This window comes from Streptomyces sp. NPDC048270 (assembly GCF_040652335.1).
In the GTDB taxonomy this organism is placed as follows: domain Bacteria; phylum Actinomycetota; class Actinomycetes; order Streptomycetales; family Streptomycetaceae; genus Streptomyces.
This window is the reverse complement of sequence record NZ_JBEZLV010000018.1, coordinates 1-25809: the sequence shown is the minus strand read 5'-3', so window position 1 is coordinate 25809 and position 25809 is coordinate 1. Positions and strand designations below refer to the sequence as shown.

General features: G+C 72.7%; 30 protein-coding genes and 1 pseudogene. 14 read left to right on the top strand and 17 right to left on the bottom strand.

The genetic code is table 11. The annotated features are described in order from the left end of the window. Positions 1-46: 46 nt before the first annotated feature. Positions 47-847, bottom strand: a complete 801-nt coding sequence (locus AB0D66_RS17795; RefSeq protein ID WP_362303997.1) for a phosphatase PAP2 family protein — start codon at positions 845-847, stop codon at positions 47-49. 147 nt (positions 848-994) lie between these two features. Then, positions 995-1360, bottom strand: a pseudogene (locus AB0D66_RS17790) (phosphatase PAP2 family protein); the annotation flags it as partial. Between the two features lie 578 nt (positions 1361-1938). Between AB0D66_RS17790 and AB0D66_RS17785 the strand changes: the two are divergent. Both AB0D66_RS17785 and AB0D66_RS17780 read left to right on the top strand, forming a co-directional pair. Next, on the top strand, positions 1939-2667 hold the full coding sequence (locus AB0D66_RS17785; RefSeq protein WP_362303651.1) for a restriction endonuclease: 729 nt from the start codon (positions 1939-1941) through the stop codon (positions 2665-2667). Positions 2668-2805: 138 nt separating this feature from the next. Beyond that, on the top strand, positions 2806-3207 hold the full coding sequence (locus tag AB0D66_RS17780; RefSeq protein ID WP_362303648.1) for a GPI anchored serine-threonine rich family protein: 402 nt from the start codon (positions 2806-2808) through the stop codon (positions 3205-3207). Positions 3208-3223: 16 nt separating this feature from the next. Here the strand turns inward: AB0D66_RS17780 and AB0D66_RS17775 are convergent, their stop codons facing one another. The 3 genes from AB0D66_RS17775 to AB0D66_RS17765 all read right to left on the bottom strand — a co-directional run bounded on the left by AB0D66_RS17775 (position 3224) and on the right by AB0D66_RS17765 (position 4879). Further along, complete coding sequence (locus AB0D66_RS17775) at positions 3224-3907, bottom strand: triacylglycerol lipase (protein ID WP_362303644.1); 684 nt, start codon at positions 3905-3907, stop codon at positions 3224-3226. A 165-nt stretch (positions 3908-4072) separates the two neighbouring features. Next, positions 4073-4441 carry a PRC-barrel domain containing protein gene (locus tag AB0D66_RS17770; protein ID WP_362303641.1) on the bottom strand — a complete coding sequence of 123 codons (369 nt, stop codon included), beginning with the start codon at positions 4439-4441 and terminating at the stop codon, positions 4073-4075. A gap of 276 nt (positions 4442-4717) precedes the next feature. After that, positions 4718-4879 carry a hypothetical protein gene (locus tag AB0D66_RS17765; protein ID WP_037792689.1) on the bottom strand — a complete coding sequence of 54 codons (162 nt, stop codon included), beginning with the start codon at positions 4877-4879 and terminating at the stop codon, positions 4718-4720. Between the two features lie 440 nt (positions 4880-5319). Here AB0D66_RS17765 and AB0D66_RS17760 point away from each other — a divergent pair, with 440 nt between their 5' ends. Further along, positions 5320-6357, top strand: a complete 1038-nt coding sequence (locus AB0D66_RS17760) for a methyltransferase (protein ID WP_362303638.1) — start codon at positions 5320-5322, stop codon at positions 6355-6357. A gap of 100 nt (positions 6358-6457) precedes the next feature. Here AB0D66_RS17760 and AB0D66_RS17755 read toward each other — a convergent pair whose 3' ends face one another. Beyond that, a complete protein-coding gene (locus AB0D66_RS17755) occupies positions 6458-6712 on the bottom strand; it encodes a hypothetical protein (RefSeq protein WP_362303635.1) in 255 nt (84 codons plus the stop codon). A 453-nt stretch (positions 6713-7165) separates the two neighbouring features. Between AB0D66_RS17755 and AB0D66_RS17750 the strand changes: the two genes are divergently transcribed. Further along, a complete protein-coding gene (locus AB0D66_RS17750) occupies positions 7166-7888 on the top strand; it encodes a TetR/AcrR family transcriptional regulator C-terminal domain-containing protein (protein WP_362303632.1) in 723 nt (240 codons plus the stop codon). A 56-nt stretch (positions 7889-7944) separates the two neighbouring features. Beyond that, positions 7945-9204, top strand: coding sequence for a hypothetical protein (locus AB0D66_RS17745; protein WP_362303629.1), 1260 nt, complete (start codon positions 7945-7947; stop codon positions 9202-9204). 64 nt (positions 9205-9268) lie between these two features. Here AB0D66_RS17745 and AB0D66_RS17740 read toward each other — a convergent pair whose 3' ends face one another. Beyond that, entirely contained in the window at positions 9269-10384 is a 1116-nt protein-coding gene (locus AB0D66_RS17740) for a PP2C family protein-serine/threonine phosphatase (RefSeq protein ID WP_362303626.1), read from the bottom strand. A 153-nt stretch (positions 10385-10537) separates the two neighbouring features. Beyond that, positions 10538-11287: a dienelactone hydrolase family protein gene (locus tag AB0D66_RS17735; protein ID WP_362303623.1), complete on the bottom strand. Its 750-nt coding sequence runs from the start codon at positions 11285-11287 to the stop codon at positions 10538-10540. A 107-nt stretch (positions 11288-11394) separates the two neighbouring features. On the opposite strand from AB0D66_RS17735, the gene AB0D66_RS17730 reads away from it, so the two are divergent. Continuing rightward, entirely contained in the window at positions 11395-11880 is a 486-nt protein-coding gene (locus tag AB0D66_RS17730; RefSeq protein WP_362303621.1) for a MarR family winged helix-turn-helix transcriptional regulator, read from the top strand. Positions 11881-12046: 166 nt separating this feature from the next. Then, complete coding sequence (locus AB0D66_RS17725) at positions 12047-12247, top strand: hypothetical protein (RefSeq protein WP_362303618.1); 201 nt, start codon at positions 12047-12049, stop codon at positions 12245-12247. Between the two features lie 309 nt (positions 12248-12556). Here AB0D66_RS17725 and AB0D66_RS17720 read toward each other — a convergent pair whose 3' ends face one another. Together AB0D66_RS17720 and AB0D66_RS17715 are read right to left on the bottom strand one after the other, a co-directional pair. Next, positions 12557-12937, bottom strand: coding sequence for a toxin Doc (locus AB0D66_RS17720; RefSeq protein WP_362303615.1), 381 nt, complete (start codon positions 12935-12937; stop codon positions 12557-12559). A gap of 2 nt (positions 12938-12939) precedes the next feature. Beyond that, positions 12940-13185, bottom strand: coding sequence for an antitoxin MazE7 (locus AB0D66_RS17715; protein ID WP_362303612.1), 246 nt, complete (start codon positions 13183-13185; stop codon positions 12940-12942). A 136-nt stretch (positions 13186-13321) separates the two neighbouring features. On the opposite strand from AB0D66_RS17715, the gene AB0D66_RS17710 reads away from it, so the two are divergent. Continuing rightward, positions 13322-13654: a hypothetical protein gene (locus AB0D66_RS17710; RefSeq protein ID WP_362303609.1), complete on the top strand. Its 333-nt coding sequence runs from the start codon at positions 13322-13324 to the stop codon at positions 13652-13654. 60 nt (positions 13655-13714) lie between these two features. Here AB0D66_RS17710 and AB0D66_RS17705 read toward each other — a convergent pair whose 3' ends face one another. Then, complete coding sequence (locus AB0D66_RS17705) at positions 13715-14104, bottom strand: hypothetical protein (protein ID WP_362303606.1); 390 nt, start codon at positions 14102-14104, stop codon at positions 13715-13717. Positions 14105-14358: 254 nt separating this feature from the next. Between AB0D66_RS17705 and AB0D66_RS17700 the strand changes: the two genes are divergently transcribed. Beyond that, positions 14359-14547, top strand: a complete 189-nt coding sequence (locus AB0D66_RS17700) for a DUF6381 family protein (RefSeq protein WP_362303603.1) — start codon at positions 14359-14361, stop codon at positions 14545-14547. 213 nt (positions 14548-14760) lie between these two features. Then, entirely contained in the window at positions 14761-16518 is a 1758-nt protein-coding gene (locus AB0D66_RS17695; protein WP_362303600.1) for a SpoIIE family protein phosphatase, read from the top strand. A 6-nt stretch (positions 16519-16524) separates the two neighbouring features. Here AB0D66_RS17695 and AB0D66_RS17690 read toward each other — a convergent pair whose 3' ends face one another. Further along, complete coding sequence (locus AB0D66_RS17690; protein WP_362303597.1) at positions 16525-16680, bottom strand: DUF6131 family protein; 156 nt, start codon at positions 16678-16680, stop codon at positions 16525-16527. Between the two features lie 95 nt (positions 16681-16775). Between AB0D66_RS17690 and AB0D66_RS17685 the strand changes: the two genes are divergently transcribed. Further along, entirely contained in the window at positions 16776-17261 is a 486-nt protein-coding gene (locus tag AB0D66_RS17685) for a hypothetical protein (RefSeq protein ID WP_362303594.1), read from the top strand. A 15-nt stretch (positions 17262-17276) separates the two neighbouring features. Here AB0D66_RS17685 and AB0D66_RS17680 read toward each other — a convergent pair whose 3' ends face one another. The 5 genes from AB0D66_RS17680 to AB0D66_RS17660 form a co-directional block, all read right to left on the bottom strand. Beyond that, positions 17277-18305 (bottom strand): iron-containing redox enzyme family protein, encoded by a 1029-nt coding sequence (locus tag AB0D66_RS17680; protein ID WP_362303995.1) that lies wholly within the window; start codon positions 18303-18305, stop codon positions 17277-17279. Between the two features lie 22 nt (positions 18306-18327). Beyond that, positions 18328-18969: a HemK2/MTQ2 family protein methyltransferase gene (locus tag AB0D66_RS17675; protein WP_362303992.1), complete on the bottom strand. Its 642-nt coding sequence runs from the start codon at positions 18967-18969 to the stop codon at positions 18328-18330. A 215-nt stretch (positions 18970-19184) separates the two neighbouring features. After that, the gene (locus AB0D66_RS17670) at positions 19185-19415 is read right to left on the bottom strand and encodes a DUF6479 family protein (protein WP_362303591.1); all 231 of its coding nucleotides are present in this window, start codon (positions 19413-19415) and stop codon (positions 19185-19187) included. 47 nt (positions 19416-19462) lie between these two features. Continuing rightward, entirely contained in the window at positions 19463-20509 is a 1047-nt protein-coding gene (locus AB0D66_RS17665; RefSeq protein ID WP_362303588.1) for a YihY/virulence factor BrkB family protein, read from the bottom strand. A 218-nt stretch (positions 20510-20727) separates the two neighbouring features. Then, positions 20728-21711 (bottom strand): magnesium and cobalt transport protein CorA, encoded by a 984-nt coding sequence (locus tag AB0D66_RS17660; RefSeq protein ID WP_362303585.1) that lies wholly within the window; start codon positions 21709-21711, stop codon positions 20728-20730. A gap of 154 nt (positions 21712-21865) precedes the next feature. On the opposite strand from AB0D66_RS17660, the gene AB0D66_RS17655 reads away from it, so the two are divergent. From AB0D66_RS17655 to AB0D66_RS17645, 3 genes are all read left to right on the top strand, one after another. After that, positions 21866-22489 (top strand): NAD(P)H-dependent oxidoreductase, encoded by a 624-nt coding sequence (locus AB0D66_RS17655; protein ID WP_362303582.1) that lies wholly within the window; start codon positions 21866-21868, stop codon positions 22487-22489. Positions 22490-22537: 48 nt separating this feature from the next. Continuing rightward, positions 22538-23431 carry an SDR family oxidoreductase gene (locus AB0D66_RS17650; protein WP_362303579.1) on the top strand — a complete coding sequence of 298 codons (894 nt, stop codon included), beginning with the start codon at positions 22538-22540 and terminating at the stop codon, positions 23429-23431. A 76-nt stretch (positions 23432-23507) separates the two neighbouring features. Further along, positions 23508-25742 carry a catalase gene (locus AB0D66_RS17645; protein WP_362303576.1) on the top strand — a complete coding sequence of 745 codons (2235 nt, stop codon included), beginning with the start codon at positions 23508-23510 and terminating at the stop codon, positions 25740-25742. Positions 25743-25809: the final 67 nt, after the last annotated feature.

Sequence of the window (25809 nt, the reverse complement as noted above, 5' to 3'; positions counted from 1 at the left end):
GCCGTACGGCGCGCGCCCGCCGTCGACGGCCGCCGTCTGGGCGGCGTCACCGCCCGGGCGGGCGTTCCGCGCGGCCGACCGGATCCCCGGGCCGGCGTTCCGCTCGCCGCCCCCGCCACCGACCGGCCCGTGAGGCGCGTACGCCCAGGGGCGGTTCGGGTGCGGGGGCCGAGAGCTCCGGTTCCAGGCCCTCCTGCGTGACGTCCGTCCGGCGCTGCCCGGTGTCCGCCCGCCAGGCCTCGAAGACCAGCGTCGTCGCCGTGACCACGGCGAGGCCGAGCAGCCATCCGCCCACCACGTCGCTCACCCAGTGCACGCCCAGCGCGACGCGCGTGTAGGCGACCCCCACCGCGGAGACGATCGCGAGCGCCCAGGGAAGCGGTCGCCAGGCGCGGGGTACCAGGGGCAGCAGGACCAACAGGAGGACGGCGCACGAGGTGACGGCCGTCATCGCGTGGCCGGACGGGAAGGAGTACCCGGGCGCGTGGGCGACCGGCTCGGGCAGATGGGGCCGTGCCCGTTCCACCACGATCTTGGCCAGCACCCCGGTCAGGGCGCCGGCCACCGCGGTCACGGACGCCCAGGCCGCGAGCCGCCAGGCGCGGCGGGTCAGGAGCCAGATCACGAGCAGGGCGACCAGCAGGCGCATCGTCACGGGGTCCCACACGAAGTCGGAGAGGATCCTGAGCACGCGCACCCAGCCGGGATGGCGGAGGGCCTCCTCGTTCAGCCGCTCGGCGGCGATCCGGTCGAGGCGGTACAGCGGTGGCCACCGGGACTCGACCAGCACCAGCGCGAGGGCGAAGGGCATCGACACCGCGGCCGTGACGCCGGCCGTCAGGAGCAGCCTCGCGCCGAAGGTGGCGTCGGGGCCGGAACAGCGTGCCGACAGGGCCCGCACGGTGCTCCGCGTCCGGCCGGGCGGGCCGGTGCCCGCCGTCACGGGCGCCTGCCCGGCGCGGCCGGACAGGACGACGGACCCGACGATCAGCAGCGTCACCGCGCCGTTGAACAGGCCGCCCACCACGTCGGTGGGGTGGTGCATGCCGCGGTACACCCGGGACAGCGCGACGGCCGCCGGCACGAGCAGCGCGGCCGCGGCCGCCGCGTACCGCCAGCGGGCCCGGCCGCGGGTCCGCAGCAGCACGATCACGGCCAGTCCCGCGTAGAGGGCGACGGCGGCCCCGACGTGCCCGGACGGGAAGCTCGAGGTCGGCGGCGCGCCGTCGAGGCGGGGGACGTCGGGGCGCGGCCGTCGTACGAACGCCGTCACCAGCAGGAACACGGCCGACTGGGCGGCGACGGACGCGGCGAGGAAGAGGGCTTCGGCACGCCACGCGACGCGCGGCAGGACGAGCATCGCCACGACGCACACCAGGGTGACCCCGATGACGGTCTCCGTGTCGGCCAGTACGGAGACCCAACGGGTGACGGCCGTGAGCGGTGCGACGCGCTCCTCGGCGAGTTCCCGACTGGCCCGCTCCTCCCAGGGCGACCACCCCTGGTCCGCGGCAGGTCCGGTGAGCAGTGCCCCCAGTCCCACCATCAGGCCGGCCTGAACCGGCAGGAGCAGCAACGGCCAGGTCCTGCGCCGCGCGGCGGGACCGTGTTCTCGCGTCATGGGGATCTTGTTGCCGCACCGGGCCCGATGATGCGCCGGGCGGGGCCGAAACCGGCCCCGTCGCGCCTCTGACCGGCGAAAGTCCTGGTGTACCAGGCGGTTTGGATCCGGAGATCCCGACCAGACGAGTGAAGACGTTCCGGGTCCGCCATCGCCCGGGCGGTGATCGCCCGTGTCGGGTGGCGAGAGGGGGCGGACGGCGCCGAGGAGGCGCGTCCGTGAAGAGTGAGGAGGGGGCCCGTATGACGGTATCGCGAGGGCGACGGCGTGAGGGAGGCCACGGCGCGGCGTCGGTGGGTCGTGACGTCGTGTTGGCGGTGGGACTGGTGGGGATCTGCCTGGGCGGGGCGGCCGTATTCGTCAAAACGGCCGCGGTGGCGGGTGGCGGCATACCGGTGATGCCGATCGTCACGGCGATCGTCTTCGCCGCCGGGGTGGCGCTGGCACGGTGGAGCATCGCCCCGAGCCGGCGCCGCTCCCCCGGGCGCGGCCCGGGCTTGCGCGCGGCGGGTGGGCCGGCGGGGCCGGGCGCGCCGGCACCCGCCGCCGTGCCGTCGGCCGGAGCGGAGGCCGTACCGGAGGCGGTCGGCCTGCCCGAGGTGGGCTCCGTCGCCCTGGACCACGCGGCGGTGGACGCCGACGGCTTCGAGCACGCCGTCGCGGCGCTGTGCGCCCGGGACGGCTGCCCGCAGGTGGAAGTGGTGGGCGGGGCCGGGGACTTGGGGGCCGATGTGATCGCCACGACGGCGGAGGGGCTGCGCGTGGTCATCCAGTGCAAGCACTACGGCGAGGGCAACCGGGTCGGTTCGCAGGACCTCCAGCGGTTCGGCGGCACCTGTTTCGCGGTCCACGAGGCCGATGTGGCCGTCGTCGTGACCACCAGTGCCTTCACCGCTCCGGCCGCGGAGTACGCCGCGGCCTGCGACATCGTCTGCGTCGACGGCGACGCGCTGGCCGCGTGGACGGAGTCCCGTACGCCGCCTCCGTGGGAGGCTGCCGCGGCGGTGCACGCGCAGGCGGGGGCGGAAGGGGCGGCGGGTACGTGAACCCCCCGCCCGGGCCGGTGGATGACCTCAGGACGTAAGTCCGTACAAGAACGGCCGTTCAGCTGATACGGCCGTCCCCTCGCCTTCCTAGGGTGAAACGGACAGATCATCCACTTCCGGCCCTGGAGGGACTTTCCCTTGTTCGACAACCACACCTCCCCCACCGGCCTGCGCACCGTCCTGCACCGCATGACGCGGATGGTGAACTCCCGCATCAGCCGGCCGTCCGCCGCGGTCCTCCTGGCTGCGGACGACCTCCTGGTCGAGGCCCCGGCGGAGGGCACCGTGTGGACCGCCGGGGCGGAGCACGTCGTGCGCTGGTTCATCACCGGTCCGATCGACCCGGTCGACATCCACCTCGTCCAGCGCGACGGATCCTCGACCGTCACCCGCGCCGTCCTGGCCGAGGGCCTTCCCTCGCACAGAACATCGGTGAAGGTCACCGTCCCGGCCGGCCTCCCCGCCGGCGAGTACCTGGTCCTCGTCACCAGCCAGGGCATGCTCGACGCCTACAGCCGCCCCTTCCGCATCGCCGGATGACACGGGCCGGACGGTCCTAGCCGACGTGCGCCCTGACCGCCCCGTACACCGCCTGGTCGGTCGTCAGGCCGCTGTGGCCGAGGCAGGCGGTCGTGCTGTTGAGGGCGCCGGCCAGGGCAACGCTGCTCACGGGGTTGACGACGATGTCGCACGGTGAGCCCCATGTGGCGTAGCGGGGGGAGCCGGGGGTCTCGTCACCGGCGTTGAGGGCGTTCAGGAAGGCGGATCCCGGCCGCATCTCGACGCAGGGGGCGCCGCCGCACCAACGAGCGGTTTCCGTACCGTGGTTGGGGCCCGCCAGGGAGACCCACGCGTCGACCTTCGCAGCGCCGCCGAGGTTCTTGAGGTAGTAGCGGGACGACAGGGCGCCCATCGAGTGGGTGACGACGTCGGCCTTGGTGGCACCGGTGGCTTCCAGGACGCGCTCGATCTCGCCGGCGAGCTGTTCGGCGGTCTTCACGTTCGACTGGGTGGCGTTGTAGGTCCACGGATCGAGGTGGCCGGCCGGCCAGCCGTCCGCCCGGAAGCGTCCGGCCATGGTCTCCCAGGTGGAGCCGTCGGAGTTCCAGCCGTGAACGAAGACGATGGGGTCGGGGCGGCCGACCTCCCGCCGGTCGCCGTCCGCGGACGCGGGGGTGGGGAGGAGGGGCACGAGTACGAGGAGGAGCGCGGTCACGCTCCGGAGCAGGTTCCTGGTCACGCCAGGTTTGTAGCGCGCTCGGCGTCGTGCCTCACAGGAGTCGGCCTGTGCGCTCACCCGCCCGGAGGCAGTCTTTCACCGCAGAAACGTGGCATCTGCCCCCGCCGACGGCTTGGGCCCCGGCACCGTCGGGGGTGCCGGGGCCCAAGCCGTGTCGGGCGGCGATCAGGCGGGGCGTCCGCCGAAGGGGATGCCGGCGCCGTAGTAGGTCCCCAGCTGTTCGCGGTAGCCCGCGTCGCCGAGGTGCTCGTCGCGGCGGAATTCGGGGGCGTCCTTGATCTGGCCCCTGGTCCGGTCGACGAAGACGGTCTTCTCCTCCGGGTCGATGCTGACGACGGTGCTCGCCGGCATCAGGACCTCCTTGCCGAAGATCCACACGCCGGTGTCCACGACCAGATAGGCGTCCCCGACCTCGTCGGAGTGCTTGTCGACCTTGCCGATGCTGCCGTCGGTCGCCTCGACCGTGAAGCCGGTCAGGTCCGTGCCCTGCAGGTAGCCCGCGGTCGACTTGTAGCTCCACACATGTTCAGTCACGCGAAAACAACTCCTCCGATGAAATCGGGAAGGCGGGCGCGGAAAACAATGCCGCGCCTTTTACCGCCTGTTCCGTACGTCGTGGTGGGCGGGGTGTGCGTTCCGCCTGGAACCCGCGTGCCCCCTATGGACCCATTCACACGTTCCGGATCGGATGCGATACCGCGATCCGGCCGCGGCACCGGCGGACATGGCTGCGGCCCGTCACCTCTCGCGAGGAGAGGTGACGGGCCGCAGCCACCGCCGTAGAGCTCTGAGCTCTACTCTTACCGTCCGCTACCAGCGATACCAGCGGCCGCTGCCGCCCTTCGGCCGGGCGACGAAACCGATCAGCCACAACACCAGGACCGCGATCGCGACCCACCAGAGAATCTTCACCGCGAATCCGGCACCGAACAGAATCAGAGCGAGCAGAAGAACGAGAAGCAGGGGAACCATAGTTATCAACCTCCAGAGAGCCGAATGCCCCCGCACCCTCCGGCCATGCGCGAGAAACACGGCTGTTTCCCATCCCCATTGGAGGGAAGCCGTACTCCCCCTGCATGCGGACCGGGGCGGCGGACGCCGGCCGGTGCGGAGCGGCGGATCGCCGGCCGCGCCGCGTACGGCCCCCTCCTCGGGACGCCTGGACACGACCGCTCTGCGAGAACTTCGAGAAAGGCACCGCGCGGCGTCCGGGAATGGCCCCGCGAGTCCGCGGAAGGGGGCCTGCCAGCCCGCGGGAGCCGAGCCGCATGGGGCGCGGAGGGTGCGTGCGCCGCCGCCGCTCCAGCGTCGCCCCGGCCCTTCCGCGGCAGCGCCCATACCTACGCTGACCTGCACAAATACCCGACAATAGAGGCATCGCGAACACCACGCCCATAAACGGGAGAACCCCCTTGACCGCCACCCCCGCGCCGGAGTCGGCCACCGGGAACAGCCACGTTCCCTCCTCGCCCCTGCACGACCTGATGTACGGGCACCTCCACGCCTGCGCCCTGCGCGCCGTCGTGGTCCACGAGATCCCCGACCACCTCGCCGAAGGGCCCTTGACCGCCGAACAGCTGGCCGCCCGCTCCGGCACCCAGGCCGGCCCCCTGCACCGGGTGTTGCGCCTGCTCGCCGTGCGCGGCCTGTTCCGGCAGCACTCCGACGGCGCCTTCTCCCTGACCGGCAGCGGCCAGGCGCTGCGCGCCGATGTGCCCGGCTCCCAGCGGGCGGCGGTCCTGCTGTTCAGCGACGAGATCTTCCGCAGCTCAGCGGCGGGCATCGAGGCCACTCTGCGCACCGGGCAGCCGGGCTTCGACGCCGCCTACGGGCTGCCGTTCTTCGCGTTCCTGGGCACCGCCCCCGACAAGAGCCGCCTCTTCGACGCCGCCATGTCCTCGCTCACGTCGGGGGTGAACGAGAAGATCGTGGCCAGCTACCCGTTCCCGGACAGCGGCACGGTCGTCGATGTCGCCGGGGGCCGGGGCGGTCTGCTGCGCGAGGTCCTCACCCGGCACCGCGGCCTGGAGGGCGTCCTCTTCGACCGGCCCGAGACGGTCACCGGCCATCTGCTCGACACCCCGGAGCTGACGGGCCGATGGAGCGCGCGCGGCGGAGACCTGTTCGCCGCCGTCCCCGAGGGCGGGGACCTCTACCTGCTGAAGAACATCCTCCACGACTTCTCCGACGAGGACTGCGCACGCATCCTCGGCACGCTGCGCCGCGCCGTGACCCCCGGCACCCGGCTGCTCGTGATCGACGCGGTGCTGCCGGAGGACGGGGCCCCGCACCCGGCCATCGCACTGGACATCGTCATGCTGATGACGCTCCGGGGCCGCGAGCGCACCGCGGCGGACTTCGAGGGCCTGCTGCGGCGCTGCGGGTTCCGCCTCGACCGCATCCTGCCCACCCCCTCGCTCACCTCGATCATCGAAGCGGCGGCCGTCTGACCGGCCGTCCGCCGAGGTGCTCGCGGGCGTTCTCGGCGCAAACGCCGCGGGGGCGGCCGACGTCGCCGTCGGTCCGCCCCCGCGGCGCGAGCCGCCCGGGTCAGGCGCCCACGTGGTGCCCCTTCGCCCACTCCGCCAGGCCGTCCGTGGCACAGTTCGAGGTGTAGACGGGTCCGGTGAACGCCGGACGGTTGCTGGGCACCGCGGCGACCGAGGAGCAGTCCGACGAGAAGCCCGCGCGACCGCCGGAGAAGTAGTCGATGTCGACCCCGTCGTTGGCCAGGGCGGCACCGGCCCCGCCCAGCAGGATGCCGGCGGCCAGGACGGATGCGGTGACAGCAGAACGAATACGCATGACTCCCCTAAGGATGTTTCGAAACGAAGCGCTGGTCGATGTGCGCGTCGGCCGGTCCAACCACCCGGGGGCACCGCGGGGAACGCCGGTTCACTCAAATGCCCGCTGCCGTAACGTTTCGACACCCCCGTTCAGACGCGCTTGCCCGGCTGAGCCGAGGTGTCGCCGCTGCCGCACGCCGACAGGCACGTGGGCCGGATCCCGCTCCGCCGAACCTGATGCGCACACTGTTCCCAACCTGGCGTACAGTGTGCGCAAGCCGTCAGGCGATCACTCAACCGCCGCGACGGAACGGTTGGGTGCGCGGAGCAACCCGGCCCGCCACGGGGGTCGGGCCGGGTCGCTCTGCGCACCCAGCCCCACCGGTACCGCCCAAGCCGGAGCGGACGGGCGACGGTCCGCCGAGCGTCCTTCCCAGTCCCCGAAGTTGGCCTTCCCAGGAGGATCCGCAGCATGGCAGGAAAGGCGCAAGCCCACCCCATCCCGTCCGTGTGGGCGCGCCCCCAGGCAGCGCCGAGCCAGCCCGCGCTCAGCCGCGCGGTGATCGTCCGCGAGACCATCGCGATGCTCGACGAGGAGGGCACCGAGGCACTGAGCATGCGCAGGCTCGGCGCCCGACTGAACGCCGGCGCCACCTCCCTCTACCGGCACGTCGCCCTCAAGGACGAGCTGATGGAACTGGCGGTGGACGAGGTCCTCGCGGAGATCGCCCTCCCGGCCGCCGACAGTCCGGACTGGCGGGCGGCCGTCACCCAACTCGCCGCCTCCTTCCGGGGGACGACCCTCCGCCACCCGTGGATGTGCGGGGTGTTGGGCCAGGCAGGCCTCGCGCACCTGGGACCCAACCTGGCGGCCGTCTCCGGGCGGCTCAGCGCCCTGTTCACCGCGGCCGGCTTCCCCGAGCCGCACGGCGCGATCGACGTCGTGTACTCCTACGTCATCGGCGTGACCACGACGGAGTCGGCGTGGCTGACCTCGGTCGCCCGGTCCGGACAGACCGAGGCCGACTTCATCGCCCGCCTCGCCCCCACCGCGCAGCAGACGGACGGTCACGCACACCCCGGCGAGCCCCCCGCCGACGCGGGCCCGGCGGATCCGAGCGGGATGCGCGACGAGAAGTTCGCGTACGGCCTCGAGGTGGTCCTCGACGGTCTGGCACTGCGCCTGACCCACTGAGCCACCGGCCCGCTGGGCCTGTGACCCCAGACCGTATCGATGAGTACCGTCTGCTCATGCACAACTTCGGGCTGGGAGAGCAGCGGGGCCACGTGCTCCTCATAGCGGGAGATGCCGCGGTCAGGCGCCGCGGTGTACAGGTGGCGCCGAGCGCGAACCTGGCCGCGCTGGGTGTGGTGCCCGTGTCGGCGTTGCTGAACAGCGGTGTTCCCTGTGACACGACGTACCTGGACGGGGCGCGGGATCCCAACACGGTGTTGATGCGGCTGCGTTCGGCCGCTGCCACGCCCGGGCCGCTGCTCGTGTACCTCTCGGGCCGGCTGACCGTCGACGGGCGGGGGAAGCGCCTGCACCTGGCGTTGGCCGGGACGACGGCGGGCACGGTTCGCTACACGGCGCTGCCGTGGGAGTGGCTCGGGGCGGAACTGCGGGGGCGGCCGGTGGGGTTGACCACGGTGCTGCTCGATCTCGCGGCCGACAAGGCGGCGTGGCCGCTGCTCCAGGAGTACGGCAGCCTGCCCGCCTCCCCGTCGGCGGAGGTGTACGGAGTCGTCTGCCCGCCCGGCTGGCACGGCGGCGGCCCGGTCGTGAGCGGCTATACGCGGGCGTGGATCGACCAGCTCCGCGCCAGCCCCGGCCGGCCGGCCAACCTGCAGTTGCACGCTCTCGCGGTGGGCGCGGCCAGCCTGCCGCCGGGCGCACTGGTCCTGCCCGGCGCCCGCGAGCTCGCCGTCGCGACCGGGTCCGCGCCGGTCCCGTCCGGCGGGTCCGCGCGGTCGGCGTACGGGTACGGACCGGGTCAGGCCGTACCCCTTCCCGGTGAAGAGCGCCGGCGTGCGGGACAGGCGTCCCCGGCGGCGCAGCAGGCCCCGGCCACGAACGTGCCCGACGACCCCCGCCCGCACATTCACGGACTGGCCACCGCGGGCCGGCACTCCGAGGCCGCCCTGCTCGCGCAGGCCTGGGAGGAGTACGTTCACCAGACGCACGGTCCGGCGTCGGGCGAGGCGCTGCACTGGGTGGAGATCCGGGCCGACCTGGCCCGGATGGCAGGCGACTTCCGGCTCGCGACCGAGCTGTGGTCCGGTGCCGCCCGGGCCCGCCTGGGCTCCCAGGCCCCGACCGCCGCCGGCGTGCACGCGGCCGCCGCGGGCGCGCTCTACTGCTGGACGCAGCTCAAGGACCCCACCGCGGCCCTGGCGACGGGGCCCGGCCTCATCCGCCTGCTGCGCGAGCTGCCGGCCCTCGACCCCCGACACCTGGAACTGGCCCAGCACCGCCTGGAGCACCTCCACCGCGCGCCGAGCCGCAACTGACCGGGCCGTGTGCCGACACCGCCCCGGGTCGACCGCTCCTCCCCCGCCCGGAGTCCGGGCGGCTTCACGCGAGGCGGTCGATGAGGATCATCGCCACGTCGTCCGTCAGGCGGCCCTCGGTGTGGCGGAGCAGGGCCTGGTGCAGTTCGTCCAGGAACTGCTGCGGGGAGGTGTCGGCCGGGAGCCGTTCCATGGTCTGCGGCAGGGGGAGGAACTCGTCGTCGCGGTTGCGGGCCTCCATCACGCCGTCGGTGTAGAGCAGCAGCCGGTCACCGGGCAGGTACGGGTAGCTCTCGGGCTCGGGGGGAAGGCCGTCGACGAGGTCTTCGAGGCCGAGCGGCGGCATGGGCGAGGCGGGCATCAGGGCCTGGACCTTGCCGTGGTGCAGCAGCAGCGGAGGCGGATGGCCGCGGTTGACCAGGAGCACCACCGGTTCCTCCGGCACCTGGGCGATGAGCGCGGTGGTGAATCCCTCCATGAGGACTTCGGGCAGCTCCGCCTGCGAGTAGGTGCCCGGGACGGCGGACTCCCTGCGCAGTGCGGCCCCGCAGTGGTTCATGACCTCCCGCACCTCGGCCTCGTAGTGGACGGCCTCCCGGAACGCGCCCAGCGCCACGGCTACCGCGCGGATCGCGGACAGTCCTTTGCCCCGGACGTCGCCCACGATCAGCCGCACGCCATAGGTCGTCTGCACGGCTTCGTACAGATCGCCTCCGATCCGGGCGCCGGTCTCGGCGGCGAGGCACAGGCTCGCCGCCCGCACCGGGCCGAGGAGCTCGGGGACGGGCCGCAGGACGACCTCCTGAGCCGCCACCGCGATCCGGCGGACCTGGTCGAGCTCGATCTGCCTGCGCGTGCGCACCGCGTTACTCAGGATGACACTGGCCACCGACACCACGAGCAGGCCGAGGAAGTTGCCGATGATCAACTGGGTCTGGGTTCCCCACGACTGGTTGTAGGTCGCGGAGGTCATGTTCACGCACACGGCGAGGCCCGCCGCGCACAGTGTGCCCCTCGGGCCCATGGTCAGCGCGGCCAGCGCCGGGGTCGTGGCGAGCACAGGGCCGGTGACCAGGTCGTGTGCGGGCGAGAGCTCGATGGCCAGCACCCCCAGCGCGATCGCGAAGGGTGCGCACTGCGCCAGCGTGAACAGGACCTCTCCGTGACCGCCCCCTCCCACCAGCCGGGAGGGCCCACCCGGACGAACGGGTACGGGCGGGCGAGGATGTGGCCTCATGGAAACAGCCTCCCTCGCGGAAGCGGATACGGCCTCCCGGAAACCCGGGGGCGCGGCCGCCAGCGGACCGGAGCCCCCGGTGTTCGGCCCGGAGCGTCAGGTGGTGGCCAGGGTGCGCGCGAGCAGCGGGAGCAGGCGGTCCCAGTGGCGCTGCAGCGCGGCGGGGTCGAAGGCGTCGGTGTCGGACATGGTGAAGCCGTGGACGGTGCCGGGGTGGATCTCGGTGGTGTAGCCGACGCCCGCGGCGTCCAAGGCCTTGTTGAGCTCGCCGAGGGCCTCAGGGGTCAGATCCCCTTCGGCCAGACCGAGGTGCACCTGGGCGGTGAGTTCGGAGACCAGGCGGTGCGGGCTGTCGGACGCGTCGGTCACCAGGAAGCCGGGGTGGAATCCGGCGACGGCGGCCACCCGGTCGGGGTGGGCCGTGGCGGTGCGCATCGCCAGCGCGGCGCCCAGGCAGTAGCCCAGCGTGGCGACCGGTCCCGCGCTGACCTCCGGTTGGGCCGCCAGGAAGCGGAGGTAGGCGTCGGCGTCGCGCAGGACGCGTTCGGTGGTGTGCGCCTCGACCAGCGGCATCAGCCGGCCGAAGAGCGCGGGCCGGGCCTCCGCTCCGATGTGCGCGGGCAGTTCGACCACCGGCGCCGGGCCGTGCCGGTAGTACAGGTTGGGCACGAGCACGTAGTACCCGTGGCCGGCCAGTTCGCGGGCCTTCTCCTCCAGCTCGGGCCTCGGGCCGAAGGCGTCGGGGTAGAGCAGCACGCCGGGGCGGGGCTCGCCGCCGTCGGGGAAGGCGGCGAAGGCGTCGGCCCGGCCGTCCGGGGTGGGGATGTGCAGTGTCTTGGCGGGCAAGGGCTTCCTTCCGTGGAGGTCGCTCAACAGGCTTCCTCAGCAGCCTTGTTCGACACCGGCGAACGTATATCGTTAGTCTCACTAACGCAATGGCTACGATGGGCGGCATGACCAGAGACGAAGCCGTCGACCTGACCGCCGACGATGCGCCCCGGACGCCCGACAGGCTGCGCCGGCGCGCGAGCCGGCTGCTCTCCCAGCTCACCACGCGGTCGGACCGGCTGATCACCGAGGGCCTGGCGGCCCGGGCCGACGCCCGCAAGTGGCACTACGCGGTGCTCGCCTCACTGCAGGACTTCGGGCCGGGCAGCCAGGCGGAGCTGAGCGGGCGCACGGGGATCTACCGCAGCGACATGGTCGGCGTGCTCAACGAACTGGCCGAGCGCGAGCTCGTCACGCGCGCACCGGACCCCGACGACCGGCGCCGCAACATCATCACCCTCTCGCCCCGGGGCAGTCGCCACCTGCGCCGCCTCGACCAGGTCCTGGACGACCTCCACGACGAACTCCTCGCGCCGCTGGACCCGGCCGAACGCGACCAGTTCCTGCGGTTGCTCACCCGCCTGCTGGACCACCACTCCCCCACGCGCTGAGCGGATCGCGGTAACGGCCGCACGGGCACGGGCCGGCTGGGTCCGCCCGCCCCCGGTCGAGCCGGCCCGCCCGCCACGATGCGCAGCGGAAATGATGCAGGGAGTGACCTCGCGTGCGAGCGTGGTCGGGAGGTATCCCCACCCCACTCATCGAGGAGTCACCGTCATGGGCGGTATGAAGGACAAGCGCCAGGAGCCGGGCAAGGGCCGCGAGGAGCAGCAGCGCCCCCAGCGGCCCGGCCAGGACCCGGTACACCCCGAGCCCGGCACCCCGTCCCGTAGCGGCAAGAGCCCCGAGGAGATCAAGCGGCGCGGCGAGGAAGACCCGATGCGCGGCGGGCGCGAGCTGCGCGACGACGAGGTCTGACCCGGCGCGGTCTCCCCGTACACAGGAGCCCGGCCGGGCCCGCGGGCAGCCGGCCGGGCTCCGGCGCGCCCAGCCGGACCGGGGGGTGCCGCGCGGCTTCCACGCACCCCCCGGCGCGCGCCACCCGACGCGTGCTTTACAGTTCAACCACTGCCCGCCGTACGCCGCTGTCGAGCCGTACGGCGGGCCCAGCACACCACGGCCGCCGAAACGCCCCCGGACCGGCGGCCCTGCCAGGGGGCTGGCGCCCCACCCCGTGCGCGCCAGCCCCCCACCCCGCCTCCTGATACCGGAGCGGACGCGCCCTGGTCAGGTGCGGGGCTCCAGCGCGCGGAGTCGGGCCGCCACGTCGTACACGCTCAGGCGCAGCGACCGGATGTCCGTGATGAGGGCGCGCCACGGTTCGAAGGCGGTGTCGACGTCCTCGCCGGAGGCCCTGAGATAGGCGTAGGCGATGCCGAAGGCGAAGTACTCGTTCCTGGCCGGCAGCGGTCGCAGGAGCACGATCTGCTCCAGCAGCGCGGCCGCCCGCCAGTACGCGTCGGGTTTGCCCGTCTCCAGCGCCGGGGTGTTCACGCGATGCCGTGCGACCGCGGCGACCAGGCCCGAGTAGTCCCGGACCCCCAGCTCCCGGCCCAGGAGGTCCTCCTGGCGGTCGAGTAGCCACCGGAGGTCGATGTGCAGGTCCAAGATCAGGCCGCCGGGTGCGACTTCGCGGACGGCGGCAGCCCGCCGAACTCGGCGTCGAAGGCCTCGGCGAGGCCCGGCCGGCTGACGGCTTCACGGAACGCGGCGGTGGCCCTGCCGAGGGCGAGCTGGTTCTCTTCCTCGATGGCCAGCTCCGCGAGATAGGCCCGCACGCTCTTGCCGCGAGCGGCGGCGAGGGTGGCGAAGCGGTCGCGGGTCTCCGAGTCGATCTTTACGGTGGTATCTGCCATGGCACGAGTATGCACCCGGGAATACCTTCACGAATACCCCCTCGGGGACCGGCAGACGGGGCGTTCACGGCCTGCGGGGGCGCGCGGAGGCCGACGCGGTCACACTGGCAGGACGACGAGTGCAGCAGGAGGCCGGATGAGCTGGGCATCATGGACCACCCCCGGGGTCTTCGCCGGGCGCGACGGGGTACGGACCGGCGAGGCGGGCCCCGTCCTCACCGGTGAACTCGACGTTCACACCACCTGGATCGAGGCCGACGGACTGGCTCACGTCACGGTCCAGTACAGCGGGGCGTCCGACTGGCTCCCCCTCGCGGGAAGTCCCGTCCCGTGCCCCAGCGAAACCGCGAGCCGCACCCTGCACGACGCGGTCATCCACTCCATACGCACCGGCGCCGCCCTCCCCCTGGACGCCGGCGCAGCCCTGCCCCACCCCGATCCCGCCGCCGAGGAGCCACGGGCCACCTGACCGGGCCACGGGGCCGCCTGCCGCGGCGCGCGCCCGGGTCGGGCACGCGCCGGCAGTGGGCTATCCGCCGCTGCGCCTGCCCGGCGGGTCCTGCGGGTCCACTCCCGTCGTGGCGGAGGCGTCCTTCGTACCGCTGGGGCGCTGCGACCGGCCCCGGCGGCCCGTGTCGTGCATGCCCTTCTCTCCGGCACCCGTGCTCTGGTCCTCCCCGCGCGCGCTCCTGCTCTTGACCGGCTTGCCGTGCGGGTTGCCGGCCTCTTCCTTGGAAACCGTCCGGCCGGGCCCCTTGTCCGGGGCGTACTCGTCCGGATGGAAGGAGCGGTGGGCACTCGGGTTGTCCTGCTGACGGGTCTCGTCCACGTCCGGCGACCACCCGTGCTGCCCGGTGCCCTCGTAGCGGCTCGGACCCTTGCCGTGGGTGGGCTGGGACGGCTTCGGCTGCTTCGTCATGGCCTCGCCTGCTGTCTGTCTCGCGATGGGCGCACGGGGGACGGGCGCCTCTCACCGCTGCTCATGCCATCGTCCCACCGTTCGCACAAGTGGTCGCGCCGGCTCCGGCCGTTCGAGCACGGGACCCCCGCCCCGGCCCTGTACGTTTCTCGTCGCCGGAGCCGGGTACGTGCCGGACGCGAAGGCCGCGGTGGCGGTCCCCGCCTCCCGCGGCGCGCCGGGGAGGACCCGAACCCCTGACCCGAGGAGTGATCATGAGCGGCGACAGCCAACCGAGCGAACGAGTCCAGCAGATGCGCGACAAGGCCCAGGAGCTGGAGCAGGCGGCGCAGCACGCCACCGATCCGGCGGAGCGGCAGCGGCTGACGGACAAGGCCCTGCGCATCCGGGAGCAGAGCGAGCGCGAGAACGGCAGGGGCAGCGGAACCATGGACCCCATGTGAACCGCACCCGCGGATGATCCACGCCGACGGACCACGGGCGCCGGCAGCCCCGGCCGAGCGGCTCCGCGCTGCCCTAAGATGCCGCTGAGGGCCTCGGGACATCGGACCGGAGGGCAGATGCCGGAACAGAGCCGGGAAACCGGAGCGGACCCGGGAAGCGCACCACAGCGGGCTTTGAGACTGGCGGGTCTTTCGGCGGCCTCCGATCCCGGGATGGACCGGTTCGCCCGGCTCGTCTCACGACTGCTGCGCGTGCCGGTGGCCTTCGTCTCGCTCGACGAGGACGACCGGCAGATCCTGCCCGGCCTGATCGGGCTGCCCGAGCCCTGGTCGGGGACCCGGGAGCTGCCGCTGTCGCACGCGCTGTGCCGGAGTGTGGCGACCTCCGGGCAGCCCTTGGTCCTGCCCGACGCCCGCGCCGACGAGCGGCTGCACGACCACCCCGCCCTCTCGGACCTCGGGGTGGTCGCGTACGCCGGAATGCCGCTGACCGACGGCGCCGGGCTCGTCCTCGGGTCCCTGTGCGCCGTCGACCACCGGCCGCGGGCCTGGAACGACGGCGAGCTCTCCGACCTGGAGGATCTGGCCGCCGCCTGCTCGGCCGAGCTGCGCCTGCGCACCCTGTCGGCGCACAGCCGGTCCGCGCAGAGCGTCCTGCGGACCGCGCGGGCCGCCGCCGAGCGGGCCCGGAGCGACGCGGAGCGCCTGGAGCAGGAGGCCCAGGCGGGGCTGGACCATGCCGAACTGCTGCTGAGGGCCTCGGAGGAGCTGGCCCAGACCTCCGGGCTCGACGACGTCCGACGGCGGCTGCGGGACCTCTTCGTCGGCGTCGGGAAGCCCTCGTACGCCGGCCTGCTGGTCGCCGACAAGGACGAACTGCACCGGGTGCCCGACCCGGACTTCGCACATTCGGTGGAGCGGGAGTTCCTCATCCTGCCGGTGACCGCGGCGTTCCCCAGCACCCGGGCCATGCGGGAGCGGCGGGCCGTCTTCGTGCCCGACCGGGAGGCGCTCGTCGCCGACTACGGCCCCGAGGCGGTCGGCTTCTTCGACCGCATGGGCCTCACCACGGTGTTCTGCCTGCCGCTGTGGGGCAGCCGCTCCCTGCTGGGCGTCCTCGCGATCTGCTGGGCCAAGCGCCACGAAGTGGGCGTCACCGAACGGGCTACGCTCACCGCGGCGGCCGGCTACGTCGCGCAGGCGGTGGAGCGCGCCCGGTACCTGGACGAGCGGATCTCCGTAGCCCGGCAGCTTCAGGAGGCCATGCTCACCGATCTGCCCCCCACCGAGCACCTCGAACTGAGCGCCGTGTACCAGCCGGCGGCGGACGGCGAGATGATCGGCGGCGACTGGTACGACGCCTACCACCTGCCACCCGCCTCGTCCGGCGAGCCACCGGCCCTCATGATCACGGTGGGTGACATCACCGGCCACGACATGCACGCCGCCACCGTGATGGGCCAGGTCCGCAGCATGCTGCGGCAGGCCACCCTCGACCACCCCCCGTACAGCCCCGCCGCGGCCCTGAGCGCCCTCGAAGCGGCGTGCTCGGCGCTGCCCATCGAGGCCGGCGGCACGCTCGTCCACGCCCGCCTCGACCTGGCCGACGGCGGTCCCGACTGGAGGCTGACCTGGTCCAACGCCGGTCACCCGCCGCCGCTGCTGCGTACGCCCGACGGCCGGGTGACCAGCCTGGTGGAGCACGACATCCTCCTGCACCGGGGCCTCGGGCCGTTCCGGCGCACCGAGCACCGGCGCGACCTTCCGGCGGGCTCCACGCTGCTGCTCTACACCGACGGGCTCATCGAGCGGCGCGGCCACGACATCGATGCCTCCATCGCACAGCTCGTGGCCCTGTTCGCCCGCCACGGCGACCGTCCGATGGCCGACCTGCTCCACCGGATCAGCAGCAGGCCGGCGGCCCCCGGTCCCGGAGATGACGTCGTCGTACTGGCCTTGCGGGTTCCCTGAACGGCGCTACCAGTAATGGCGGCGACCGCCGACGGCGTGACCGGCCGCTCCCAGGATCCAGAGAATGGCGCCGATGACGAGCAGGACGATCCCGATGGTCCACAGGATCGAGATTCCCGTCACGAAGCCGATGATGAGAAGAATGACGCCGAGGACGAGCATGTGAGGTCCTCCGTATTCGCTTGACGGTTCACAACCAGGGTAGGCGCCAGCCGTGTCCGGCGGCCTGTCCGGGCGCGGATCCTAGGAGACATTTCATGATCCTCATCCTCGGACTCATCATTCTGATCGCCGCCATAGTCGTCGGTCTGGCCGGCATTTTCGGCAATACCGGTGCGGGGCACGATCTCGGCGTCGGCGGTGATTTCTCGGTCTTCGGCTACCACGCGACGGGTTCGACCGGCTCGCTCTTCCTGAGCGGAATGATCGTCGGCGCGGTGGCCCTCCTGGGCCTGACGCTGGTCATGGTCGGCGCCCGCCGTTCGGCCGTCCGCTCGGCGCGGGCCCGACGGGAACTCGAGACCTCGCGCCGTGAGGCGGCGGCCGCGGCCGCCATGGACCGGGACCGCGAGCAGCGCGACGATCTGGTCAAGCAGCGCGACGACATCCCCGCCGAAACCCGTGCTCCGGTCGACACCCGGGCCCCGGTCGACCCCCGTACCGCGGTCGAAACCCGTGATCCGGCAGCCGACGCTCCCCGCCGCCGAGGCCATTGGTTCGGCCACCGGGCCGCGCCCCGCTGACGGAACCGGTCCCGCTCACTCCCCCGGCAGGGGCGCGCGCAACGCGCTGCGCCCCTGCTCCCATGCCGTGCGGATGTGGGCCGCGAGGCGGTCCTCCAGCAGGACGGTCGCCGCGCACCCGAAGGCGATGTCCGCCTCCAGGTCCGGCTCGTCGGCAAGCAGCCCTCCGATCACCTCGTGCCGGACGAGTTGCTCGTGGACGGCATCGGCTTCGACGTGCTCGGCGTAGAAGTGCTCGGCGGCCTGTCCCGCTCCACAGCGCCGCATGGCCTTCGCCAGGCGGCGGGAGCCGGGCGACGAGGTGACCTCGACGCACGCGAAATGGCCGACGAGGGCGCCGCGCAGGGCCCGGTGGAGCCCGAACAGGGACATCAGGTTCACGGTGGCGAGCAGCGGGGCCGGCGCGTGGTCCAGGTAGCGGCCGTACGCGGTGTCGAGCTCCAGGTCGGCCATGAGGTCGGCGAAGAGCCGGGCGTGGATGCGCTCGGCGCGGCCGGCGCCGAACTCGTCGTACTCGATGGCGACCATGGCGGCCTTGGCCCGCCCGGTGAGCCGGGGGATGACCCAGGCGTGCGGGTCCGCCTCCTTGAGGTGGTAGAGGGAGCGCAGGGCCGCGTACTCGCGCAGCTGCCAGAGCTCGCCCTCGGTCTCGAGGCGGTGGCTGAGGCTGCCGGAGAGGTCCACCGGTTCGACGAGGAGCGGCGCGAAGGCCTCCGCGACCGATCCGGGGGCGTCGGCGAGCTCGGTGCGCAGGGCGTGCAGGAAGCGGGTCTCCAGGGCTTGCCGGAGCCGCAGCAGGTCCGGGTCCCATTCCCGCAATTCGTCCACGCCGTCGAAGCCCCGGTAGTGCAGCTCGTACAGCAGGTACAGCGCGAGCTGGAGGTCCTCGCCCCACGGGTCCGCCTTCAGCACGGCGGCCGTGGCGTACACCGGCGGGCCGCCGGACCGCAGGGCCTGCGTCACCACCCCGGACAGCTCGCCCCGGCCTTCGGCCAGGACCGGGCCCCGCGCGGGTTCGGCCCCGCGGGTGTGCGCCGCCTTCACGGAGACCGGGCGCGGTCGGCGGTCAGTCGGATTCGGCACGGATGATCACCAGTTCTTCCCATTCCTCGGCTTCCGCCGCCAGGCCCCGCTGCTCCAGCCACTCCCGCCGCGAGCGCAGGACGGGTCCCCACGGCACGGAGGCCCGCGCCGTGACCTCGGCGGCCAGTCCCGCCCCGCTCAGGCGCGCGAGCGTCTCCTCGGCCCCGCACATGCCCGAGTGCACCATGAGCAGGACGCCCCCGGGTCGCAGCAGGGCGGGTGCGCTCGCGCAGATCCGGTCGATGACCCCGCGCCCGTCGGGACCGGCGTCCCAGGCCCGCTCCGGGCCGTGGGACGGGAGCCGGGTCCCCGGGGCGGGGACGTACGGCGGGTTGGTGACGACGAGGTCGAAGCGCCGTCCGGCGGTGCGTGCCTCGAAGTCGCCGTGCAGGACGCGCAGGGGCAGCCGGCGGCGCAGGGCGTTCAGCCGCGCCGTGACCACGGCGGGCCACGCGACGTCGACGGCCGTGACGCGGGCCCCCCTGCCCGCGGCGTGCAGGGCCAGTGCGCCGGTGCCCGTTCCGATCTCGAGGGCGTCGGTCCGCGGTCCGAGCTCCTCCTGGGCGAGTGCTTCGGCGAGGAGCAGGGTGTCCGACTGGGGCTGGTAGACACCCGGCAGGGCCATCAGGCCGACGGTCAGCGGGGGCAGGGACAGGGCCGTACTGGGCACCGCACACCTCCGGGTTCGCATGCGGCCCGCGGAGCGGACCTCGGGATTGTGATCGACATCGTGCGACTGCCCCCGCAGAAGCGTCCCATCCGCATTTCCCATCGATCTTCGCGGTCGGTGTTCAGGGGGTCGGCCGGATGCCAGGGGCGGCCGCATGCCCGGTCCCGGGCTCAGGCGCGGGGCCCCTGGTCACTGGTGCTGTCGTCCGGCGTCTGCCAGGAATCCTCCCGCCCGCGCGCCACGGGATTCTGGTCGGCGGGCTGGGCAGGGGCCCGGCGGCGTGCGCTGCGTCGGCTGCCGTACCAGAACGCGCCGATCAGAACGACGACCACCACCACACCGGCGAAGATGAGGAAGAGCGATCCTTGGCCTTCGGCCGCGAGAAGTTCGGTAGGAATCATGGCTGGCGCCTACCCGCATTCGGCGGGCTTACGGGTGTCCACCGGGATCACTGCTCCATCCGGCGGCGGTCCTCGTCGCTCCAGGCCCGGGTTTCGCGGGGCTCGACGTAGGGCTCCTGGTCCTCGGGGAGGCCGCCGGCGATCGCCCGCTGGCGGGCCAGCTCGGCGTCGAACTCCAGCCCGAGGAGGATCGCGAGGTTGGTGATCCACAGCCAGACCAGGAAGACGATCACACCGGCGACCGTGCCGTACGTCTTGTTGTACGAGGCGAAGTTCGCGACGTAGAAGGCGAAACCGGCCGAGGCGAGCATCCAGATCAGCAGGGCCAGCAGGCTGCCCGGTGTGACCCACTTGAACCCGCGGCCCTTGGCGTTGGGCGCCGCCCAGTACAGGAGCGCGATCATCATCGTGACCAGGAGCACCAGCACCGGCCATTTCGCGATCGACCACACCGTCAGCGCCGTGTCGCCGAGCCCCAGGGCGCTGCCCGCCCGGCGCGCGAGCCCGCCGGAGAAGACGACGATCAGCCCGCCGACGCAGGCGAGGACCATCAGCGTCACGGTGAGTGCCAGGCGCAGCGGCAGCACTTTCCACACCGGGCGGCCCTCGGGTACGTCGTAGACGGCGTTCGCGGAGCGGATGAACGCTGCCACGTAGCCGGATGCGGACCACAGCGCCACCAGGAGGCCGACGACAGCCATCAGGGAGCCGATGCCGCTCTGCCCCTTCAGCTGCTCGACCGCGTTCGTGATCACGTCCCGGGCGGAGCCGGGCGTCAGCTGCTGCACGTTGTCCAGCAGCCGGTCGATCGTCGACGGTCCGGCCAGTCCCAGCAGGGAGACGAGGACCAGCAGGGCGGGGAACAGCGCGAGCACCCCGTAGTAGGTCAGGGCCGCCGCGCGGTCGCCGAGCTCGTCGTTCTGGAACTCCTTGACCGTGCCGCGCAGGACCGCCTTCCAGGAGCGGGCCGGCAGGTCCGTGGGCTGGTCGGGAGCCCGCTCCTGGACCTGCTCGCTCGGACCCGCGCCGGCGTTCCGCTCCGTCCGGTCGTGCTCGCGGCCGCGGTCTTGGTCTTGGTTCGCTGGGGGCGTCATACCGGGCGGCTTTCCAGCCGGGCGCCACTCATGCCCGTAGGGAGCCGGAAAACCTTCCTAGTGCTGTGGCCGGAAAGGTTTGCCGGGGCGCGGCGTCCGGTGGGGTGCATCGCAAGGCGGAGGGCCACGGCTCGTACTGGACGTACGTGCGCGGTCCGACAACGCAGCGAGGTGCCGTGCCGGGCGTCGCGACCCGGTGAACCTTTCCGGTCACAGCACTAGAGCCAGCCGTTGCGGCGGAAGGCGCGGTAGAGGAAGCCCGATGCCGCTGCCATGAGGCCGACGGCGAGGGGGTAGCCGTAGCTCCAGCCGAGTTCCGGCATGTGCTCGAAGTTCATTCCGTAGACGCCGGCGACCATGGTGGGGACCGCGAAGATCGCGGCCCAGGCGGAGATGCGCCGCATGTCGTCGTTCTGCCAGGTGCCCACCCGGGCCTGCTGGGCGTCGAGGACCGAGTTGAGCAGCTCGTCGAGGGTGCGCACCTCGGTGTCGGTGCGGTGCAGGTGGTCGGCCACGTCGCGGAAGTAGGGCAGGACCTTCGCGGGGCGGTCCTCCTCGCCCAGTCCGCCCAGCAGGCCGGGCAGGACCGGGACGAGCGGTTGTACGGCGTCCCGGAACTCGCGGACCTCGCGTTTCAGCGAGTAGATGTCCTCGGTGTGGTCGACGCGCGAGGACGAGAAGACGCGGTCCTCCAGCCGGTCCAGCGCGGCGCGCACCGTCTCGGCGGCCTCGCCGTAGGCGTCGACGACGACGTCGAGGACGGCGTGGAGCACCGACAGCGGGCCGAAGCGCAGCATCGCCGGGTCGGCTTCCAGACGGCGGGCCGCCTCGGCTGCCGGGTCGGCCTTGCCATGGCGGACGGTGAGCACGTAGCGGGGGCCGACGAAGAGCATCAGCTCACCCGTCTCCACCGCCGCTTCCTCCTCGACGTACCAGAGGGTCTTCAGTGCGACCGCCAGCACGTCGCCGAAGCGCTCCCGTTTCGGGCGCTGGCGCGCCTGCACGGCGTCCTCGACGGCCAGCGGGTGCAGGCCCAGCTCGGCGGCCAGCTGCACGAGCTCCTCCTCGCCGGGGTCGGCCAGGCGCACCCAGCCGAATTCGCCGTCGCCCAGCCCCCGCAACCGCTTGAGCACCAGCCGGCACGCCTCGTCGTCCAGACCGCACTCGACCGTCTCCGACCCGCCGGACCGTTCCTCGTACACCACGCATTCCATAGGCCGCGCATGCTTCGGAACCGCGGTTTCATGCGCGGCCGCGGGGGCGGGGGGAGGTGTCCGCGGCTTCGCGGACTGCGCCAAAGGGGATGAATCGCGCCGCTTTCGATATCAAACGGGGGTGCGCGGGTAGCCGGACACCATGGATCCCAACAACCACACCCCGCTCCGCGCTGTCGCGCTCGTCTGCACCCTGTCCCCCTCCCCCGCTCCTTCGAGCTCCCAGCTGCTGGCCGAGCAGACCATGGCCGCCCTGGCCGAGCACGGCGTCACCGGGAAGACCATCCGGATCGCCGACCACGACGTGAAGACCGGTGTGAAGACCGACCTGGGTGACGGAGACGCCTGGCCGGAGATCCGGGACACGATCCTGGGCTGCGACATCCTGGTCCTGTCCACGCCGATCTGGCTCGGCCACCCATCCAGCATCGCCCAGCGGGTCATGGAGCGTCTGAACGCGGACATCTCCGAGACCGATGACGAGGGCCGCATGCTCACCTACGGCAAGGTCGCCGCGGTCTGTGTCGTGGGCAACGAGGACGGCGCGCACAAGGTCAGCGCCGACCTGTTCCAGGGCCTGAACGACGTCGGATTCTCCCTCGCCCCGAACGCCGTCACCTACTGGGTCGGCGAGGCCATGCAGGGCACCGACTACCAGGACCTCGACAAGACCCCCGAGAAGACGGCCGGCACGACGGCCACGCTCGCCGCGAACACCGCCCACCTCGCCCGCCGCCTCAAGGCCGCGCCCTTCCCGGCGAGCTGACCCGCGGCTTCGCCCCTCTGCACAGCGCATCCCGGACCGGAGGATTACATGTCACCCGAGGAAGCATCCCGCGATCCCGACCCCGTCACCCGCTACCCGCGCCCCCCGTTTCCCGACCAACAGCAGGAGCACCCCGGCTCGACCGAGGAGATGGAGCCGCGGCCGGACCACGGTGAGGACTCCTACCGGGGCCACGACGTGCTCCTCGACCGGGCGGCCGTGGTCACGGGCGGGGATTCGGGGATCGGCAGGGCCGTGTGCCTGGCGTTCGCCCGGGAGGGCGCGGACGTCGTCTTCACGCATCTGCCCGAGGAGGCGGACGAGGCCGAAGAGACCGCGCGCCTGGTCCGCGAGGCGGGGCGCAAGGCCGTAACTGTCCCCTGCGACATCCGCGACGAGGCCCAGTGCGTCGCTCTCATCGACCGGGCGGTGAGCGAGCTGGAGCGCGTCGACATCCTCGTCAACAACGCCGCCTACCAGATGTCCCAGCCCGACGGGATCGAGGCGATCACCACGGAGCAGTTCGACCGGGTGATGAAGACCAACCTGTACGGGATGTTCTGGCTGACCCGCGCGGCCCTCGCCCACATGCCGCGCGGCGGGTCGGTCATCAACACCACCTCCGTGCAGGGCTACCAGCCCAGCCCCCACCTCCTCGACTACGCGATGACGAAGTCGGCGATCATCTCCTTCACCCACGGGCTGGCGCAGATGGTCGCCGAGCGCGGCATCCGCGTCAACGCCGTCGCACCCGGCCCCGTGTGGACGCCGCTGATCCCCGCGACGATGCCCGACGCGACGCAGTTCGGCGAGCAGTCGCCCCTGGGCCGGCCGGCCCAGCCCGCGGAGATGGCGCCCGCCTACGTGTTCCTGGCCTCGCCCCAGGCCGGCTACATCACCGGCGAGATCGTCAACGCCACCGGCGGCAAACCCTTGCCCTGACCCGCGGCGAGCGCCTTCCGCCCCCGCGTCTTTTCGCCCAGCCCCCGCCGTTCCGGCGGTCCCAAGGAGAACGATCATGCCGAAGAAGAAGTCATCGAACGAGGCCGCCGAGAACGCACTCCCGGGCAAGCCCGGCCCGCAGTCACCGCAGCTGGCCGAGCCGACGGAGCCCACGGAGCCCCTTCCCCCCAAGCCCGACCAGGACGGCCCCGCCACGGTCAGCCCGACCGGGCAGCCGACGGGGGCGGACCAGGCGCGCGTGGCGCAGAGCGGCGCCTACCTGACGACGGCCCAGGGGACGCGGCTGCCCGACACGGACCACTCCCTGAAGGCCGGAGCGCGCGGCCCGGTGCTGCTCCAGGACCACCATCTCCGCGAGAAGATCACCCACTTCGACCACGAGCGGATCCCGGAGCGGGTCGTCCACGCGCGCGGCGCCGCCGCGCACGGCGTCTTCCAGGGCTACGGCACGGCCGGTGAGGTGTCCAAGGCCGCGTTCCTCGCCAAGGACGTGGAGACGCCCGTGTTCGTACGGTTCTCCACGGTCCTCGGCTCGCGCGGCTCGGCCGACACCGTGCGCGACACGCGCGGCTTCGCGACGAAGTTCTACACCGACGAGGGCACCTTCGACCTGGTGGGCAACAACATCCCGGTGTTCTTCATCCAGGACGCGATCAAGTTCCCCGACATCATCCACGCCGGCAAACCGCACCCGGACCGCGAGATCCCGCAGGCGCAGAGCGCGCACGACACGTTCTGGGACTTCGTGTCCCTGCACACCGAAGCCACGCATCACACCCTCTGGAACATGTCGGATCGCGCGATCCCGCGGTCGTTCAGGACGATGGAGGGCTTCGGGGTCCACACCTTCCGGCTCGTCAACGCCTCGGACGAGAGCGTGCTGGTGAAGTTCCACTGGAAGCCGAAGCTGGGCGTGCACTCCCTGGTCTGGGAGGAAGCGCAGATGATCAACGGAATGGACCCCGACTTCCACCGCCGGGACCTCTTCGACGCCATCGAGTCCGGCGCCTTCCCGCAGTGGGAGCTGGGCATCCAGGTCTTCCCCGACACCCCGGAGCAGACCTTCGAGGGCATCGACCTCCTCGACCCCACCAAGATCGTGCCCGAGGAGCTCTCGCCCGTTCAGCCCATCGGCCTGATGACCCTGAACGCCAACACCAAGAACTACTTCGCCGAGACGGAGCAGGTCGCCTTCCACCCCGGCCACCTGGTCCCGGGCATCGACGTCACCGACGACCCACTGCTCGCGGGCCGGCTCTTCTCCTACCTCGACACGCAGATCAGCCGGCTCGGCGGCCCCAACTTCGCGCAGATCCCCATCAACCGGCCGCACGCCCCCGTCAACGACATGCTCCGCGACGGCATGCACCAGAGCGCCGTCCACACGGGCGTCGCCCCCTACCGGCCCAACAGCCTCGACGGCGGCTGCCCCTTCGTCGCCGGAGCCGGCACGGCCGCGTTCACCGAGACGCCCGTGCAGGTGCCGGCGGCGAGCAAGGTCCGCGAGGCGCCCGCCTCGTTCTCGGACCACTTCACCCAGCCGCGCCTGTTCTGGCTCAGCATGACCCCGCCCGAGCGCGAGCACATCATCGCCGCCTACACCTTCGAACTGAACAAGTGCTACGAGCAGGCCGTCAAGGAACGCACCCTGAAGGTCCTGGCGAACATCGATCCGCAGCTGTGCGAGCAGGTCGCCGCGGGTCTGGGACTGCCGGCGCCCGAAGCCACCGTGCCGCTCGTCGCGGCCGACCCCAGCCCCGCCCTCTCCCAGATGGGCGGGACCTGGCCGGTCGACGGCCGGGTGATCGGCATCGTCGCCGACGCCGCGGCCGACCTGGCCGGCGTACGGACGGCACGGCAGGCCGTCCTGGACGCCGGCATGGTGCCCCTCGTCATCGCCCCGACCGGCGGCACCCTCGACGCCGACGGCGAACCGATCGGCATCCAGCGGACCTTCGCCACCGCCCGGTCCGTCGAATTCGACGCACTCGTACTGGCCGGAGTGCCCGGGGCCGGCGCGGACGCGTACGGAGCCCGCGACGCCAAGGCCGGGACCGCCCGGCCCCCGAAGGCAGCCGACCCGCGCGTACTGCTGCTCGTCACCGAGGCCTACCGGCACGGCAAGGCCATCGGCGGCTGGAACGGCGCGGAGCGGCTCCTGGAGAGCGCCGGCATCACGACGTCCGAACCGGGCATCGCGGTCGCCGACAGCGGCGCCGCCGTCGTGGACGCGGTCGCGGCGGCGCTGGGCGAGCACCGGGCCTGGGACCGGTTCCCGGCCGCCCTCTGACCGGGTAGCGGCCCGGCCCCTCCCCCACGGGGGGGGCCCGGCCCGCCCCCCGCCCCCCCCCCCGGCC

What these genes read in the sequence shown, in the direction of transcription:
- AB0D66_RS17710 (WP_362303609.1), top strand. Translation starts at nt 13,322, where the DNA reads ATGAGCTGGGCATCATGGACCACCCCCGGGGTCTTCGCCGGGCGCGAC.
- AB0D66_RS17650 (WP_362303579.1), top strand. Translation starts at nt 22,538, where the DNA reads ATGTCACCCGAGGAAGCATCCCGCGATCCCGACCCCGTCACCCGCTAC.
- AB0D66_RS17670 (WP_362303591.1), bottom strand. Translation starts at nt 19,415, where the DNA reads ATGATTCCTACCGAACTTCTCGCGGCCGAAGGCCAAGGATCGCTCTTC.
- AB0D66_RS17765 (WP_037792689.1), bottom strand. Translation starts at nt 4,879, where the DNA reads ATGGTTCCCCTGCTTCTCGTTCTTCTGCTCGCTCTGATTCTGTTCGGT.
- AB0D66_RS17755 (WP_362303635.1), bottom strand. Translation starts at nt 6,712, where the DNA reads ATGCGTATTCGTTCTGCTGTCACCGCATCCGTCCTGGCCGCCGGCATC.
- AB0D66_RS17700 (WP_362303603.1), top strand. Translation starts at nt 14,359, where the DNA reads ATGAGCGGCGACAGCCAACCGAGCGAACGAGTCCAGCAGATGCGCGAC.
- AB0D66_RS17655 (WP_362303582.1), top strand. Translation starts at nt 21,866, where the DNA reads ATGGATCCCAACAACCACACCCCGCTCCGCGCTGTCGCGCTCGTCTGC.
- AB0D66_RS17705 (WP_362303606.1), bottom strand. Translation starts at nt 14,104, where the DNA reads ATGACGAAGCAGCCGAAGCCGTCCCAGCCCACCCACGGCAAGGGTCCG.
- AB0D66_RS17665 (WP_362303588.1), bottom strand. Translation starts at nt 20,509, where the DNA reads ATGACGCCCCCAGCGAACCAAGACCAAGACCGCGGCCGCGAGCACGAC.
- AB0D66_RS17745 (WP_362303629.1), top strand. Translation starts at nt 7,945, where the DNA reads ATGCACAACTTCGGGCTGGGAGAGCAGCGGGGCCACGTGCTCCTCATA.
- AB0D66_RS17645 (WP_362303576.1), top strand. Translation starts at nt 23,508, where the DNA reads ATGCCGAAGAAGAAGTCATCGAACGAGGCCGCCGAGAACGCACTCCCG.
- AB0D66_RS17750 (WP_362303632.1), top strand. Translation starts at nt 7,166, where the DNA reads ATGGCAGGAAAGGCGCAAGCCCACCCCATCCCGTCCGTGTGGGCGCGC.
- AB0D66_RS17675 (WP_362303992.1), bottom strand. Translation starts at nt 18,969, where the DNA reads ATGGCCCTGCCGGGTGTCTACCAGCCCCAGTCGGACACCCTGCTCCTC.
- AB0D66_RS17690 (WP_362303597.1), bottom strand. Translation starts at nt 16,680, where the DNA reads ATGCTCGTCCTCGGCGTCATTCTTCTCATCATCGGCTTCGTGACGGGA.
- AB0D66_RS17685 (WP_362303594.1), top strand. Translation starts at nt 16,776, where the DNA reads ATGATCCTCATCCTCGGACTCATCATTCTGATCGCCGCCATAGTCGTC.
- AB0D66_RS17715 (WP_362303612.1), bottom strand. Translation starts at nt 13,185, where the DNA reads ATGGCAGATACCACCGTAAAGATCGACTCGGAGACCCGCGACCGCTTC.
- AB0D66_RS17695 (WP_362303600.1), top strand. Translation starts at nt 14,761, where the DNA reads ATGGACCGGTTCGCCCGGCTCGTCTCACGACTGCTGCGCGTGCCGGTG.
- AB0D66_RS17725 (WP_362303618.1), top strand. Translation starts at nt 12,047, where the DNA reads ATGGGCGGTATGAAGGACAAGCGCCAGGAGCCGGGCAAGGGCCGCGAG.
- AB0D66_RS17730 (WP_362303621.1), top strand. Translation starts at nt 11,395, where the DNA reads ATGACCAGAGACGAAGCCGTCGACCTGACCGCCGACGATGCGCCCCGG.